The organism is Methylobacterium longum (assembly GCF_022179385.1).
Classification (GTDB): Bacteria; Pseudomonadota; Alphaproteobacteria; order Rhizobiales; family Beijerinckiaceae; genus Methylobacterium; species Methylobacterium longum.
In genome coordinates this window covers 1-15,188 of sequence record NZ_BPQS01000079.1, presented here as the reverse complement: position 1 = coordinate 15,188, position 15,188 = coordinate 1, and the positions used below count along the sequence as shown (strand labels likewise).

At 69.4% G+C, this 15,188-nt stretch carries 13 protein-coding genes; 7 read left to right on the top strand and 6 right to left on the bottom strand.

Annotated elements, in window-relative coordinates; genetic code table 11:
- From MFF58_RS30180 to ybgC, 3 genes are all read left to right on the top strand, one after another.
- A partial coding sequence (locus tag MFF58_RS30180; protein ID WP_283206488.1) for a Holliday junction DNA helicase RuvB C-terminal domain-containing protein occupies positions 1-162 on the top strand: 162 nt, incomplete at its 5' end.
- Between the two features lie 367 nt (positions 163-529).
- Positions 530-1,255: a DUF4142 domain-containing protein gene (locus MFF58_RS30175; RefSeq protein WP_238293809.1), complete on the top strand. Its 726-nt coding sequence runs from the start codon at positions 530-532 to the stop codon at positions 1,253-1,255.
- A gap of 187 nt (positions 1,256-1,442) precedes the next feature.
- Positions 1,443-1,892 (top strand): tol-pal system-associated acyl-CoA thioesterase, encoded by a 450-nt coding sequence (ybgC, locus tag MFF58_RS30170; RefSeq protein WP_238293807.1) that lies wholly within the window; start codon positions 1,443-1,445, stop codon positions 1,890-1,892.
- A 4-nt stretch (positions 1,893-1,896) separates the two neighbouring features.
- Here ybgC and MFF58_RS30165 read toward each other — a convergent pair whose 3' ends face one another.
- Positions 1,897-2,685 carry an HpcH/HpaI aldolase family protein gene (locus MFF58_RS30165; protein ID WP_238293805.1) on the bottom strand — a complete coding sequence of 263 codons (789 nt, stop codon included), beginning with the start codon at positions 2,683-2,685 and terminating at the stop codon, positions 1,897-1,899.
- 309 nt (positions 2,686-2,994) lie between these two features.
- On the opposite strand from MFF58_RS30165, the gene tolQ reads away from it, so the two are divergent.
- From tolQ to tolB, 4 genes are all read left to right on the top strand, one after another.
- Positions 2,995-3,711 (top strand): protein TolQ, encoded by a 717-nt coding sequence (gene tolQ, locus MFF58_RS30160; RefSeq protein WP_192708643.1) that lies wholly within the window; start codon positions 2,995-2,997, stop codon positions 3,709-3,711.
- A 24-nt stretch (positions 3,712-3,735) separates the two neighbouring features.
- Complete coding sequence (locus MFF58_RS30155) at positions 3,736-4,182, top strand: ExbD/TolR family protein (RefSeq protein ID WP_238293804.1); 447 nt, start codon at positions 3,736-3,738, stop codon at positions 4,180-4,182.
- 10 nt (positions 4,183-4,192) lie between these two features.
- Positions 4,193-5,587 (top strand): cell envelope integrity protein TolA, encoded by a 1,395-nt coding sequence (gene tolA, locus MFF58_RS30150; protein WP_238293801.1) that lies wholly within the window; start codon positions 4,193-4,195, stop codon positions 5,585-5,587.
- A gap of 65 nt (positions 5,588-5,652) precedes the next feature.
- On the top strand, positions 5,653-6,990 hold the full coding sequence (gene tolB / locus MFF58_RS30145; protein WP_238293799.1) for a Tol-Pal system beta propeller repeat protein TolB: 1,338 nt from the start codon (positions 5,653-5,655) through the stop codon (positions 6,988-6,990).
- Between the two features lie 448 nt (positions 6,991-7,438).
- On the opposite strand, the gene MFF58_RS30140 is transcribed toward tolB, so the two are convergent.
- From MFF58_RS30140 to MFF58_RS30120, 5 genes are all read right to left on the bottom strand, one after another.
- Entirely contained in the window at positions 7,439-8,671 is a 1,233-nt protein-coding gene (locus MFF58_RS30140) for an MFS transporter (RefSeq protein WP_238293797.1), read from the bottom strand.
- Positions 8,672-8,791: 120 nt separating this feature from the next.
- The gene (locus MFF58_RS30135; protein ID WP_238293796.1) at positions 8,792-11,344 is read right to left on the bottom strand and encodes a sensor histidine kinase; all 2,553 of its coding nucleotides are present in this window, start codon (positions 11,342-11,344) and stop codon (positions 8,792-8,794) included.
- A gap of 359 nt (positions 11,345-11,703) precedes the next feature.
- On the bottom strand, positions 11,704-13,104 hold the full coding sequence (gene ahcY / locus MFF58_RS30130) for an adenosylhomocysteinase (protein ID WP_238293794.1): 1,401 nt from the start codon (positions 13,102-13,104) through the stop codon (positions 11,704-11,706).
- Between the two features lie 154 nt (positions 13,105-13,258).
- On the bottom strand, positions 13,259-13,663 hold the full coding sequence (locus MFF58_RS30125; RefSeq protein ID WP_238293792.1) for a CsbD family protein: 405 nt from the start codon (positions 13,661-13,663) through the stop codon (positions 13,259-13,261).
- A gap of 304 nt (positions 13,664-13,967) precedes the next feature.
- A partial coding sequence (locus MFF58_RS30120) for a KUP/HAK/KT family potassium transporter (protein ID WP_238293790.1) occupies positions 13,968-15,188 on the bottom strand: 1,221 nt, incomplete at its 5' end.

Here is a 15,188-nt window from a genome sequence, read left to right as displayed (position 1 = left end):
ATCGAGGACATCATCGAGCCCTACCTGATCCAGCGCGGCTTCGTGCAGCGCACCCCCCGGGGCCGCATCCTCACCCGACACGCCTACCAGCACCTCGGAATCGCGCAGCCCCGGCGTGAGACGAACGGGCAATCCGGCTTCTTCGACGGTTCGCCGGATTGAACCGCGCGACGCGCCCACATGCGCGAACCTCAGGCCAGCCTTCCGCCTGCGTCATGGCCCGCGGGCGCGGGCCGTCCGACCCGCAGCCGGGTTCTTGTGCGCCGCATCAATCGTAAGGTGCTGTAGCGGGAGCGGTTTTCGCCATCGACCGCCGGACAATACAGTCAAGCTTTGGCCGGAGGCGGCAAAGCTTCCGGCGATGAAAAATCGGCTCGGTCAATGGAACAGCGGGAAAAACGGTCCGTTGTGGAGGCGACCGCGCCAAGTCTGTGTTGGCGCTGGCGAGGCTTCCGCCTTCGAGGTCCTGCCCCTCGGTCTGCGGCTGGTCTTTGAGCCATCAAGAACAACGTCAGGAAACATCACTGCCATGAAGAGAATCACGCTGGCCGTCCTCGGCCTCACCGCTGCTGCGATCTCGGCCCCGGCCTTCGCGCAGGACGCGCTGCCGATCCGGATCCTGCCCTTCGCGAACCAGGACGATGTCGGTGCGGCCGCGACCCAGACCCCGGCCTTCCGCGCCGAGGCGCTGCGCTCGGACGCGGCCAGCATCGAGGCGAGCCGCATCGCCCTTCAGCGGTCGCGCAACCCGAAGGTGCGCAATTATGCCAACCGGGTCCTGGTCGAGCGCAAGGCGACCACCGAGGCACTGCTGCCGCCGAACACCTCCCTGTCGCGCAACGGCTCGGTGGTCTCGGATAACCAGGGCATCCGCACCGACCTCAGCAACCCGATCGGTCTCGTCCTTGCCCCGGTGACGGTCGCCGCGAACATCGGCACCACCATCGTCGGCGGCGCCCTCGGCGCGGTGGGCATCGTCGACAACAGCCCGGCCGAGCCCGGCCGTCGCGTGGCCCTCGGCGAGCGCGGTCAGGCGCGTTTGGCCCAGCTCCAGTCCGCTCCCAACGGCCGCGCCTTCGACCGCACCTACGTAGACCAGCAGGCGCGCTCCGATGCCCGCACCCTGGCACTCTACGACAGCTACGCGAAGTCCGGCGACAACGCGACGGGCCGCAAGTTCGCCACCGAGGCCCTGCCTTACATCGCCGACGAGCACGCCCACTCGGCGAGCTTGGCGGCCCGCATCGGCGGCTGATCTCGACATCCGCTGACACGCGCGAGAGGGCCGTCCCCCCGGGGGCGGCCCTCTTCGTTTTGCGCGGACCGTCATGGATCCCAGGGGGCGTTCGCCCGGGACCATCGGGATCCTGACACTGCGGCCCGGCCCGCGCGTCGTCGTGTAAAGACGACAGCCATCTGTCGCGACGATGCTATGGAGGCCCATGAGCATGACCGAGCCGGGGATCGCGATACCAGCGGATGGCGGATTCGGCCATCGCTTGAGCGTGCGCGTCTATTACGAGGACACCGACTTCTCAGGCTTCGTCTACCACGCGAGCTATCTGCGGTTCCTGGAACGCGGCCGCACCGAACTTCTCCGCGATCTCGCCGGCGACCAGTCGGAGCTGCACCGCGCGGCGCGCGGTCTCGTCTTCGTCGTGCGCCGGATGAGCCTCGATTTCCTGCGTCCGGCCCTGATGGATGACCTGCTCACGATCGTCACCCGGACGCGCGTCCTGCGGGGCGCGTCGATGCAGCTGTCCCAGGAGGTTCGCCGCGGCGACGCGTGCCTGGTCGCCGCCGAGGTCACGGTCGCCTGCGTGCGGGACGGCCGCGCGGTGCGCCTGCCGGACGCCCTGAGGCGGCGCCTGGCTCCGACGGAAGCCGGGTAAGCGCTCAGCCCGCCCGCGACGGGTCAACCTCGCGCAGGAGCTTGGCGAAGGCGTGGGCGATCGTCATCGCATCGTATTCGATCGACACGAGCTGGAAGCCCATTGCCACCATCTCCCGGGCCCGCGCCGGAGACGGCGCGAACGCGCAGGGCAGCTTGCCTGCCGCCAGGGTCTTGCGGACAATCTCGCCGAGCGCCGCCGTGACGGCCGAGCCGAGCGGGTCGATGGCCGTGCCCTTCGACAAGGCGATCGACAAGTCGGCTGGCCCGACCAGCACCCCGTCGATCCCCGGCACCGCCAGAATCTGCTCCAGCGCGGCGATCGATTCCGCGGTCTCGCACATGGCAATGGTCAGCGCCCGGGAGTTTCCGGCCACGAGGTATTCCGACCCGTCCCGAAGGCCGGACAGCAGCATGGCGCGATCCGGGCCCCAGCTTCGCTGTCCCACGGGGGGGAATTTCGCGGCGTCGGCAAGCGCCTGCGCTTGCGCGACGGTGTTGATCATGGGCGCCACGATCCCGGCCGCGCCCGCATCCAGCATCCGCGAGACCATGGCGACGTCGCCGACCGGCACCCGCACCAGGGCGGCCTTGCCGGCCAGCGCGACCTCGGTGATCGCCGCACAGCAGGACCGGTAGTCGTAGCCGCCATGCTGCTGGTCCAGCAGTACGGCGTCGAAGCCCGCCCGGGCCAGGGCGCCGGCAAGTGCCGGGTCGGCGATCACGGACCAGCCGAGGTACCGGGCCGGACCGGTGGGGAGGAGTTCCTGAAGACTGGGAACGGGAAGTGGCATGCGCGTCCTGTACAGGTCACGTGAGGTTCGCGACTCGACGCCGCAGTCCCGACCATAAGGGTCGCGGTTTCGGCAGGTCCAGCCCGGTTGGGACGTCCGGAGCGCCGAATGCCTCAGGATCGCCCGGATCGAAACCGATCCTTAACCCTGCCGCGGCCCTAACGGTGTCCATGGAGCGGCGGGCGTGGGGGCTGCCGGCGGCCCTTACTTTCGACAGATTCGCGGGCGACAGCGTTGATATCGCTCACGGATCCGGCGGACGCGGGCCCCGCCCGGCGCATCGCGATCCGGAGCAGGAGATCTCGACGGATGAACCCAGCCGACGCGATGCAGGCCGCGCCTGTCGCCGACATGACGCTGCTCGGCCTGTTCCTGCAGGCCCACTTCGTCGTCAAGATCGTCATGGTCGGGCTGCTCAGCGCCTCGATCTGGTGCTGGTCGATCATCGTCGACAAGACGCTGCTGTTCCGCCGGACCAAGGCCGAGATGGACGCGTTCGAGGACGCGTTCTGGTCGGGCCGTTCCCTGGAGGAACTGTTCCGCTCGTTCAATGATCGGCCGGCGACCGGCCTCGCCGCGGTGTTCGTCGCCGCCATGCGGGAGTGGAAGCGCTCCTTCGAGGGCTCGGGCCGGCAGATCCAGTCGCTGTCGCAGCGCATCGAGAAGCAGCTCGACGTCACCATCCACCGCGAAGTCGAGCGGCTGGAATCGCGCCTCCTGTTCCTCGCCTCGATCGGCTCGGCCGGTCCGTATATCGGCCTGTTCGGCACCGTCTGGGGCATCATGACCGCCTTCACGTCGATCGCGGCCTCCAAGAACACCTCGCTCGCCGTCGTCGCCCCGGGCATCGCCGAGGCCCTGTTCGCCACCGCCATCGGCCTGTTCGCCGCCATCCCGGCGGTGCTCGCCTACAACAAGCTCCAGGCCGAGGTGACCAAGGCGCAGTCGCGGCTGGAGGGCTTCGCCGACGAGTTCTCGGCCATCCTCTCCCGCCAGATCGACGAGCGCCTTCCGCTCGCCGCCTGAGTCTGATCCAGAGGAGACCGATCCATGGGTATGGCAGCGGGCGCATCGCAGGGCGGCAAGCGCCATCGGCGCCGGAGCCGTCGCGGCGGTCCGATCAACGAGATCAACATGACGCCGTTCATCGACGTCGTGCTGGTGCTCCTGATCATCTTCATGGTGGCGGCCCCGATGATGACGGTGGGCGTCCCCCTCGACCTGCCGCAATCGAAGGCTTCGCCCCTCAATTCCGACGTGAAGCCGGTCACCCTGTCGATCCGCCAGACCGGGCAGGTCTTCCTGGGCGAAGACGAACTCACCGACGAGATGATCATCCCCAAGCTGACCGAGACCGCCAAGACCGGAACCGAGGAGCGCGTCTTCGTGCGTGGGGACAAGCGGGTCGATTACGGTCGCGTGGCGCAGGTGATGGCGATCGTGACCGGCGGCGGCTTCAAGAAGGTGGCGCTCGTCACCGAGCCCGAGCATCAGTAAGGGTCCCCCTGTGGAGTTCCGCTTCGACCGCAAGGAACCGGGTGTCTGGATCTCCGCCGGAACCCACGTCACGCTTCTCGCGCTGGCGCTGTTCAGCGTCGCGGCGCCGGCGCTGCCCGAGGCGCAGGAAGGCGTGCCCGTGGAGGTGATCACCGAGAACCAGTTCTCCGAGATAACGAAGGGCGAGCGGCAGGCCGACAAGCCGATGCCGAACGCGCAGCCGCGGGCCGACCGTCAGGCCGAGAAGGTCGAGGATCGCGAACCCGAGAACGCCAAGACCGACGCGCCCACCGCGCCCACCCGGACGGCCGAGATGAAGCTCGCCAACGCGGAGGAGATGCCTCTGCGCAGCGAGCCGGATCCGTTGGAGACGGCCAAAGCCGCCAAGGCGGCGCAGGAGAAGCGCGACGCCGAGAAGGCGGCGGAGAAAGCTGCAGAGAAGGCGGCTGAGAAAGCTGCAGAGAAGGCGGCTGAGAAAGCTGCAGAGAAGGCCGCGGAGAAAGCCGCCAAGGCGGCTGCCGACAAGGCTGCGGCCGAGAAGGCGGCCAAGGCCGAAGCGAAGGCGAAGGCCGAAGCGACCGCCGCCAAGGCCGAGGCCGAGAAGCGCGAGCAACTTGAGAAGCTGATCGAGAAGCAGGAAGCCGAGGCCGAGGCCGCCCAGAAGGCTGCCGCGAAGGCCAAGGCCGAGGCCGCCAAGGAAGCGGCCAAGGAAGCGGCCAAGAAGGCCGCCGATGCGAAGGCCAAGGCTGAGGCGGAAGCCGAGCGGCAGAAGGAAATCGCCGAGGCGAAGGCCGAGGCTGCCGCGAAGGCCAAAGCCGAGGCCGCTGCCAAGGCCGACGCCGCCGCCAAGGCCGACGCGGCCGCGAAGGCCGAGGCCGCCGCGAAGGCGAAGGCCAAGGCGGTGGCAGACGCGAAGGCGAAGGCCGACGGCGAAGCGAAGGCGCGCAAGCAGGCGGAACTCGCCGACAAGTTCAATGCCGGCGATATCCGCTCGATGCTGGCCTCGAAGGCGCCCTCGCAATCCACCGGCGCTACTGGCCACGCGGTTCAGAAGGTGGCGGCGCTGGGTGCCGTGACCGGCAACGCGCAGCGTCTGTCGCCGTCGCTGCGTGACGCCCTCGTGGGGCTGCTCCAGCAGCAGATCGAGCGCTGCTACTCGGCACCTCCCGGAGCGGCGCAGGGCGTGGTCCTGCCGGTGCTGGACATCCGCCTGAACCCGAACGGTTCGCTCAGCACGGAGCCGCGGATCATGCGCGGCGGGTCGAGCACGGTGGACCAATCGATCGCGCAGGCCGCGCTCCGGGCGGTCCGCCGCTGTGCGCCGTACAACATACCGGCCACCTACGCGCCGTATTACAACGACTGGAAGGCCATCAACGCGGAGTTCGAGTTCACGGCGACCTGAGGCACTGCCCTCAGCCTCTCCGCCCTCGGCCGCCGACCCGTCTGATCGTCACTCGGATCTGAACTATGCAGAACGTCTCCTCCGTCGGGCGCCGCCCGACGTCCCTGTCGGCGCGCCTCGTCGCGCTGTTCGCCCTCCTCACGGCCTTCCTGACCGTGCCGGCCCAGGCGCAGCTGCAGCTGCGCATCGGCGGCGGCAACTTCCAGCCGATGCCGATCGCCATCGCGGATTTCGGCGGCGATCCGAGCCTCGGCGGTCTCGTCGCCGGCGTGGTCACCAACAACCTGCGCCGCTCCGGCTACTTCACGCCCCTCGACCACGGCCGCTTTCCGGAGCAGCCGAACTTCGACGCGGCCCCGAATTTCGAGAAGTGGCGCGCCACCGGCGTCCAGGGTCTCGTCACCGGCCGCGTCGTCCGCGACAGCGGGCGGCTTAAGGTGGAGTTCCGGCTCTGGGACGTGACCTCCGGCCAGCAGATGACCGGCCAGCAATACGGCACCGACGCCGCCAATGCCCGGCGCACCGGCCACCTGATCTCCGACGCCGTCTATACCAAGATCACCGGCCTCGGCCCCTGGTTCGACAGCCGCATCGCCTTCGTGGACGAGACCGGCCCGAAGGAGAACCGCCGCAAGCGCCTGATGGTCATGGATCAGGACGGCGCCAACGTCCGGGCGATCACCAGCGGCGAGATGTCGATCGTGGCGCCGCGCTACTCGCCGGCCACGCAGGACATCGCCTTCATGGCACAGGCCTCCGGCCACCAGCCGCGGGTGCAGGTCATCAATCTGGAGACCGGCTCGCGCCAGGCGCTCGGCAACGTCGATTCGATGAGTGCGAGCCCGCGCTTCTCGCCGGACGGGCGCAAGCTCGTGATGAGCGTGCAGCAGGGCGGCAACGCCGACATCGTGACGATGGACATCGCCTCGAAGGCGCAGCGCTCCATCACCAACGGGATGGCGATCGACACCTCGCCGACCTACTCGCCGGACGGATCGCAGATCGCTTTCGAATCGGATCGCGGCGGCTCGCAGCAGGTCTACGTGATGGGCGCGGACGGCTCGAACCCGCACCGCATCACCTTTGGCGGCGGCTCGGCCTCGCAGCCGGCCTTCTCACCCCGCGGCGACCTGATCGCCTATACGCGCCAGCGCAACGGCGGCTTCGCCATCTGCGTGTCGAAGCCCGACGGGACCGGCGAGCGCGTCCTCACCGAGGGCTTCCACAACGAGGGCCCGACCTTCGCGCCGAACGGCCAGTACGTGCTGTTCTTCCGCGATCCGGGCGGCCAGGGCGGCGGCAAGCTCTTCATGGTCGACATCACCGGCAAGGTGGAGCAGCCGGTTCCGACGCCCGCCTACGCGTCGGACCCGACGTGGTCGCCGCTTCTGGCGGGGCGCTGACGGTCGCGGCGCCGGGCGTCCGTCCCGCCCGTCTGGCTCCGGCCGATCGTCGCGAAGGCGCCGTTGGATGATCCCGCTGCGGCGCCCGCCTCGGGGCGTCGCGCGGTACGGGTGCCGCGCGTCCGCCGCGTCGAATCGGCATGCGGAGCTCCATCGTCCGCGGCTGCGGTCGCGGGGATGGATGACGGCATCCTCCACCTGGGGCGCCCGAGTCGGCGGGCCTCAGCGGGGCCTCCCAGCCGGCGGCGCGATCCCTGGAGGCTTCCTTCGAGGCCGCGGCCGCGCTCCCGCACCGCGGGATACGGGCAAGGGTCGGACGGTCCCGTCGAGCCATTCCGAGCCCGCCCCGTGCAGGCTCAGGGGGCTCGATCTCCGCCTCCCACGGAGCCGAGCGACGCCGCATCATCCGTCCTGCGCGCCGGATGGGCGCGCCGCGTGAAGAGCGCTCTTACCCCTGCACCATCAGCCGATCGCGCGCCCTCAGGGCGGGGAACAGCCGGCCCCAGAGCAGGGCCACGCCGATCGTCGCCGCGCCGCCGACCACGACCGCCGGGACCGCGCCGATCCCCGCGGCGAGGAGTCCGGATTCGAACTCGCCGAGTTCGTTGGACGCCCCGATGAACACCGTGTTCACCGCCGAGACCCGGCCTCGCATGGCGTCGGGCGTCTCGCCCTGCACGAAGGTCTGGCGGACGTAGACCGAGATCATGTCGGCGGCGCCGGTGACGAACAGGCAGGCCATCGACAGCGGCAAGGAGGTGGAGAGGCCGAAGACGATTGTGGCGGCGCCGAACACCACGGCCGCCCGGAGCATGCGCAGGCCAGCATGCCGCCGCAGGGGCCGGTTCGCGAGCAGGACCGCCATGGCGACGGCGCCGAAGGCCGGCATGCTCCGCAACGCTCCGAGGCCGAGGGGGCCGACATGCAGAACCTCCCCGGCATAGATCGGCAGCAGGGCCGTGGCGCCGCCCAGAAGGACGGTGAACAGATCGAGGCTGATGGCGCCGAGCACCACCGGCTGCGAGCGGATGTAGTCGATCCCGGCCGACAGCGCCGCCCAGGTGATGGGCGGCCGCTCGCTCACCGGCGCAGGTCGGTAGCGGATCAGGGCCGTCAGGAGGCTCGCGAGGGCGAAGCTCGCCCCGGCCCCGCCGAAGACCACGGCCGGCCCCAGGGCGTACAGGAAGCCGCCGAGCGCCGGCCCCATCACGGAGGCGCTCTGCCAGAGCGAGGCGTTCCACGCGATGGCCGAGCTGAATTGCGGCCCGGGCACCAGGGTCGGCAGCAGCGCCTGAAGGGCCGGGTTGGCGAAGGCCCGGGCGGTGCCGACCGCGATGACCAGCGCGTAAATTGGCCAGACGGCGTGGGGGCCCGCCAGGGCGAAGGCGAGCAGGCCGAAGCTCGCCGCACTCTGCACCGCGAAGGCCGCGGCGCCGACCAGGCGGCGGTCGTAGGTATCCGCCACATGACCGGTGATCAGCGCGCAGAGCACCGCGGGCAGGAAGCCGGCGAGGCCCACGAGGCCGAGCGCCAGGGCGGAATGGGTCAGGTCGTAGACAAACCAGCCGATCGCCACGGCCTGCATCTGATACGCCAGGCCCGTGAGAAAGCGGGCCGAGCCGAACAGGCGGAAGTCGCCGATGCCGAAGACGGCCCAGCCGGAACGATCATGTGCGGACATGGACCCCTGCTGCGTGGCACCGGTCCGAGAATCAAGCCCGGGGGTCGGCGGACCGTTCACGATCGCAGTGCTGTGCAAGCACCGCGACCCCGATACGGTCGCGCGGCACCGCCAGCCCGCTCAGTGCCGCGCCACGCCGGGCTTGCGCGGTGCCGATACGGTCGAGGATGCCGGCGGGCGGGGTTCGGGGCTCGGCTGCGGGAGGGTCCGCTCCGCGTGGTGGATCGGGAAGGTGCAGGTCACGCAGGTGCCGCTGCCCGGCTCCGTTTCCAGATGAACCCGGCCGCCATGCAGCTCGACGAAGGAGCGCACGATCGACAGGCCGAGGCCGACGCCCCGGTGGCGCGTCCCGAGGGTGTGGCTCTCGAAGCGGTTGAACACCGAATCGGCGATCTCCGGCGGCATGCCGCGGCCGTGATCGCGCACGCTCAGGAGAAGCTCATGCACGGTCCGGCGGGCCTGGACCTCGACGCGCTGCCCGGCATCCGAGAAGCCGACCGCATTGGACAGCAGGTTGAACAGGATCTGGCGGACCCGCTTCCCGTCGGCGTGGACGCTGCCGATATCCTCCGGCACGTCGAGCGCCAGGGTGATGTTCGACTCGGCCAGGCGGTCCTCGATGCCGCGGACTGCGGCCTCGATCGTGGCCTGGACATCGACCTCCTCGCGCTGCAGCTCCAGCGAGCCGGCATCGATCGAGGCGAGATCGAGGATGTCGTTGATGATGACCAGGAGCGCCGCCGACGAGCGCATGATGTGGTCGGAATATTCGCGCTGCCGCTCGTTGAGTGCTCCCACCGTTTCGTCGCCGAGGAGTTGGGTGAAGCCGATGATGTTGGTGAGCGGGGAGCGCAGCTCGTAGGAGACGTGATGGACGAAGGTGTCGCGCAGCTGCGCGGCCTTCTCCAGCGCCTCGTTCTTCTCGGTGAGCGCCCGCTCGACGTTCACGCTGGCGGTGACGTCGATCAGGGTGAGGAGCGTCGCGCCCTCGGGCAGCGGCTGCGCCGCGCAGTCGAGCACGGTGCCGTCCACCACCTCCAGCCGGCATGACCGCGCGGTGCGGGACTCGAGGCCGACGACGGCCTCGCTGATATCGATCCAGGGTTCCTCGGCCGGCGCCAGCGCCCGGCAGGCGGCGATGACGACATCCACGTGCGGCCGTTCCTCGACCAGGGCGGGATCGAGCCGCCACACGGTGCAGAAGGCGCGATTGGCGAGGGTCAGCCGACCGTCGGCTCCGAAGACCGCGACGGGTTCGGCCAGGGTGTCGAGGGTCTCGGCCTGGAGCCGGCGCAGGGCGTTGTAGCGGGATTCGGCGTTCAGATGGTCCGAGACGTCATCGAACAGGTAGGTCAGGCCGCCCTGCGGGTTCGGATCCGCGACGACGCGCAGCGTCCGTCCGTCGGGAAGGTACCACCAGGATTGATTGGCCTCGGCGGCGCGATAGGCGGCCAGAACACCGTGCTTCCAGCCGCGGAAATCCGCATGTTCCTCGAGCTTCCGCTCGGCCCGCAGGTGATCGAGGATCTCGCCGTCCGAGGGCCGGCCGTCGAGGAACGCCTGATCGAGGTCCCAGAGCTGGCGATAGGCGGCGTTGTGGAAGATCAGCCGCTGCGAGACGTCGAACATCGCCACAGCGGTCGGCAGCTGGTCGAGGGTGCGGACGTTGGCGTTCATCTGCCGCTGGAGGTCGGCCCGGACGCTCTCAAGTTCCGATACATCGATCGCGATGCCGACCTTGCCGCTGTCCAGGCCGGTCTCGAACACGTCGAGCATGCGCCGGCTGCCGGCCACGATCGCCGAGAGCCGCGGAACGCTCCGGGTCAGACCGGCGGAGCGGGCCGCCTCCTCGCGGGCGATGGTCTCGCGGGCGGGGCGGTCGAACAGTTCCAGGCCGGAAGCCAGGGCGGCCTCGCGGCTGTCGGCCTCCACGGCAGCCACGTAGGCGGCGTTGACCCAGCTCAGGCCGCCCTCGCGCGTGCGCCGCCAGACCGGCTGCGGGATTGCGTCGAGGAGCCCCGACAGGGCCGAGAGTCCTCGGCGGGTCTCGTCCAGGGTGGCGCGCAGGTCGGCGATCTCGCAGCGCTCCTGGCTGGTCTCGCGCAGCCGCAGCAGGGCGCGCCCGGCCACGGCCTGCCCGTGGGCCTCGATGTTGCGGCCGGTCTGGGAGGTGAGGCTCAGGGCGAAGCTCGTGCCGCGCGCCCGCAGGGCATCGACAGCGGCCTCGACGGCCGTGGCGTCCGCGGTGACGAGCCAGGTCCCGAAGGCCAGCACGCGGCGCGCGTAGCCGGATGTCGGTCGCTCGCCGTGGATCGCGAGGCTGACGTCGCCCTCCACGACGGGCTCGCTGCGCCGATCCCAGGTCACGATGATCTGACGCTCGGCGTTGAGCAGCATCTCGGCGCGGTCATGGGCGCCGCGCAGGACGTCGAGGGCTGCGGCGAGCTCGCGCTCGCGGCGGGTCCAGCGCCCGCGCTCGTAGAGGTGGAGGAGCGAGAGGATCACCGCGAAGACGACCAGACCGCCGAAGATGGCGAAGGCCGCAACGCTGTGGATCTCCCGCGCGGGGTGGGCAGCCGTCGCCTGGGGCAGCTCGGCCAGTGCCGCGCTCGCCAGGGTCAGGGTGAGCACGCCGACGCCGATCCGAACGTGTGTCGCACGACCGACACCCATGGCTTGCCCTGCCCCCGTACGTCGACGACGAAGCGGTCTGCGCGCGTCTTTACGCGGCGCCGAACGCTTCGTCCCCGCGGCGCTCTTCCGAACCGCCGCGGTCATATCGATCAAAGATTCGCCCGCACTCTAACGTGTGCCGGAATCGCGCCGGAAGGGGAACGAAGCGTGGCTTTAAGCCGACGGCACACAATCGCCCGTTAACGACACACAGAAGACACAGTTCGGCGGCGTCCGAACGGCTTGACAAAGGAAGAGGCCCGGCGCAGCGCGCCGGGCCTCTCATCGCCTGTGGGTTGCAGGCCCCAGCTCGGACCGGCGGCCGCTCGCGCGGCCCTCCGATCCGGGGCCGACGCCGCTCAGTAGCGGTAGTGCTCGGGCTTGAACGGACCGGCCTCGGACACGCCGATATAGGCCGCCTGATCGGGCCGGAGCTTCGAGAGCTTCACGCCGATCTTCTCCAGGTGCAAGGCCGCGACCTTCTCGTCGAGGGTCTTGGGCAGGGTGTAGACCTGCTTCTGGTACTTGCCCGGGTTGGACCAGAGCTCGATCTGGGCCAGCGTCTGGTTGGTGAACGAGGCCGACATCACGAAGGACGGGTGACCCGTCGCGTTGCCGAGGTTCACCAGGCGACCCTCCGACAGGAGGATGATGCGGTGGCCGTCCGCGAAGGTGATCTCGTCCACCTGCGGCTTGATGTTCGACCACTTGAGGTTCTTCAGGCCGACGACCTGAATCTCGTTGTCGAAGTGGCCGATGTTGCAGACGATGGCCCGGTCCTTCATCGCCCGCATGTGCTCGATGGTGATGATGTCCTTGTTGCCGGTGGCCGTGACGAAGATGTCGGCGCGCGGGGCGGCATCCTCCATGGTCACGACCTCGTAGCCCTCCATGGCGGCCTGGAGCGCGCAGATCGGGTCGATCTCCGACACGAGGACGCGGCAGCCGGCGTTGCGCAGCGATGCGGCCGAGCCCTTGCCCACGTCACCGAAGCCCGCGACCATGGCGACCTTGCCGGCCATCATGACGTCGGTGCCGCGGCGGATACCGTCGACCAGCGACTCCTTGCAGCCGTAGAGGTTGTCGAACTTCGACTTCGTGACCGAGTCGTTCACGTTGATCGCCGGGAAGAGCAGCTTGCCCTCCTTGGCCAGCACGTAGAGGCGGTGGACGCCCGTGGTGGTCTCCTCGGAGACGCCCTTGATGCTGTCGGCGAGGCCCGCGAACCAGCCCTTCGGCTTCTCGGCGAGCTTCCGCTTCAGGAGCGCGAAGAAGACCTCCTCCTCCTCGCTTCCGGGCTTGTCGAGGAAGGCGGTATCGCCGTTCTCGGCGCGCAGGCCGAGATGGACGAACATGGTCGCGTCGCCGCCATCGTCGAGGATCATGTTCGGCATGCCGCCGTCATGCCAATCGAACAGGCGCGAGGTGTAGTCCCAGTACTCCTCCAGGGTCTCGCCCTTCACGGCGAAGACCGGGATGCCGGCGGCAGCGATGGCGGCGGCGGCGTGATCCTGGGTCGAGTAGATGTTGCAGGAGACCCAGCGGATATCGGCGCCGAGCGACTTGAGGGTCTCGATCAGCACGGCGGTCTGGATCGTCATGTGGAGCGAGCCGGCTATCTTGGCGCCCTTGAGGGGCTGCGCCGCGCCGTACTCCTCGCGGACCGCCATCAGGCCCGGCATCTCCGTCTCGGCGATCGAGATCTCCTTGCGGCCATAATCGGCCAGCCCGATGTCCTTGACGATGTAATCCTTGGCCATGTGTCGACCGCTCCGTGTTCGCGTTGGGGTTCGGCGCGAGCCTGTACCACTTCGCCGGCCACGAAGCAATCAAGACATAAACATGTCTTTATGCGTTCCGGTCGGCGGGCGGCCGGATCGCCGGTCGCTCGCCTGAGGAAAAGACCGCGCCCCGTCAGCGCGTCGGCCGTGCCAGCCAGCCCAGACCGAAGGCGACGGCGGCCACGAGGGCGAGCGTCGTTCCGCGGTTCTCCGCGGCGCGTGCCGCGAGGTGGCGGCTGCGGCGGACGGCCTGCTCACGATAGTGCTGGCCGCGCTCGAGGGCTTCGTTGGCCAAAGCCTGGCTTCGGTCGCTCGCCTGTCGGAACCGGGCGCGAACCTCCTCCACGAGGTGCTCACCGCCGTCGCGCAAGTCGCGGACCGCGTCGCGCGCCTCGCCGTAGGCATATTGCGCTGCGCCGGCCGCCTGATCGTAAGCGCCGTCGAATTGGTCACCGGGGCGGCCGCGAAGGGCGCCGGCCGCGGTCTTGGCGCGACCGCGCAGATGGCGAAGGCCGCCCTCCAAATGATCTCTGTTCATCTCGTCCCTCCGATCCGGTCGCTGCTGGGGCGCAGCGCCTGCGTCGGGTCGCAACGAGGCCGAAACGCGACGGTTCCGTGAGGCTAGGCGGCAGCGCCTCAAGTTTTCGTGTGGTCGTCGTGACCTCACCGGCAACATCTTCCGAGTCCTGCGCTCTGCGGATGCCTGTCATGCCGCAGACGACAGGCCCTCTATCCATCGGCGCTGACGAGACCCTTCGCGCCTTCTCTCGCCACGACGCGGTCGCGCCGGTGACGGGCTGAGCCGACGACTTGGCTCGCGGCTGGATGATCTCGGGTGGTGACTAGATCTCGATCTCGGTGCCGACCTCGACGACCTGCCGGGTCGGCACGCCGAAGAAGGCGCCGGTGCGCTCGGCGTTACGCTGCATGAAGGCGAAGAGGTTCTCCCGCCACGGCGCCAGGCCGCGCTTGTCCTTCCGCGAGATGACCGTCTCGTGCCCGACGAACACCGTCATGTCGTCGAGCACGTGCGGCGGCAGGTGGCGCGATTCGACCGCGCAGGCGAGTCCCTCGGGGATCGAGGCCTCCTCCATGAAGCCGTAGCGGAGGATCACCCGGTAGAAGTCCGGGGCCAGGATCGTCACGTGGGCGCGCCCCTCCTTCGGCACGCTCGGCGTCTCCTCGTAGAGCGCCGTGATGATGAGGATGCGCTCCATCAGCGCGTGGTTGCGCGCGACGAAACGCGAGAGGTGCAACGGGATGCCGTGCTCGGCCGCTGACAGGAAGGCCGCCGTTCCCGGCAGGCGCAGCAGGTCGCGGTGCTGAAGGCCGGAGAGGAACACATCCTCTGGGAGCCTCAGGGCGACCCGGGCCTCCTCCACCAGCTCGTTGCCCTTCTTCCACGTCAGCATCATCAGTGCGACGAGCCCGGCGAGGACGAGGGGAAACCAGCCGCCTTCGAAGAGCTTCACGCTGTTGGCGGCGAGGAAGACGGCGTCGATGGCGAGGAAGAAGCCGTTGACCGCGCAGACCAGGATCGGGTTGTAGCCCCAGCGCAGCGCGATCAGCGCGGCCAGCAGCGTGGTGATACCCATGAGCATCGACACCGCGATGCCGTAGGCGCCCGCCAGCGCGTCGGAGGAGCCGAGCATGACGACCGCCGCCAGGGTCGCGACGGCGAGCAGCCAGTTCACCATCGGCACGTAGATCTGGCCGCGCTCCTCGCGCGCCGTCTGCACGATGCGCATCGCCGGGAGGAAGCCGAGCTGCACCGCTTGCTGGGTCAGCGAGAAGACGCCCGAGATGATCGCCTGGGAGGCGATGATCGTGGCCATCGTGGCGAGGCCGACGAGCGGCAGGTGGCCCCAGTCGGGGCACAGGTGGAAGAACGGATTCTCCAGGGCGCCGGGGTCGGCGAGCAGCAGCGCCCCCTGGCCGAAATAATTGAGCATCAGTGCCGGCAGCACGAGGCCGAACCACGCGAAGCGGATCGCCGGGGCGCCGAAATGCCCGAGATCGGCATACATCGCCTCGCCCCCGGTCACCGCGAGGAACGCCGCGCC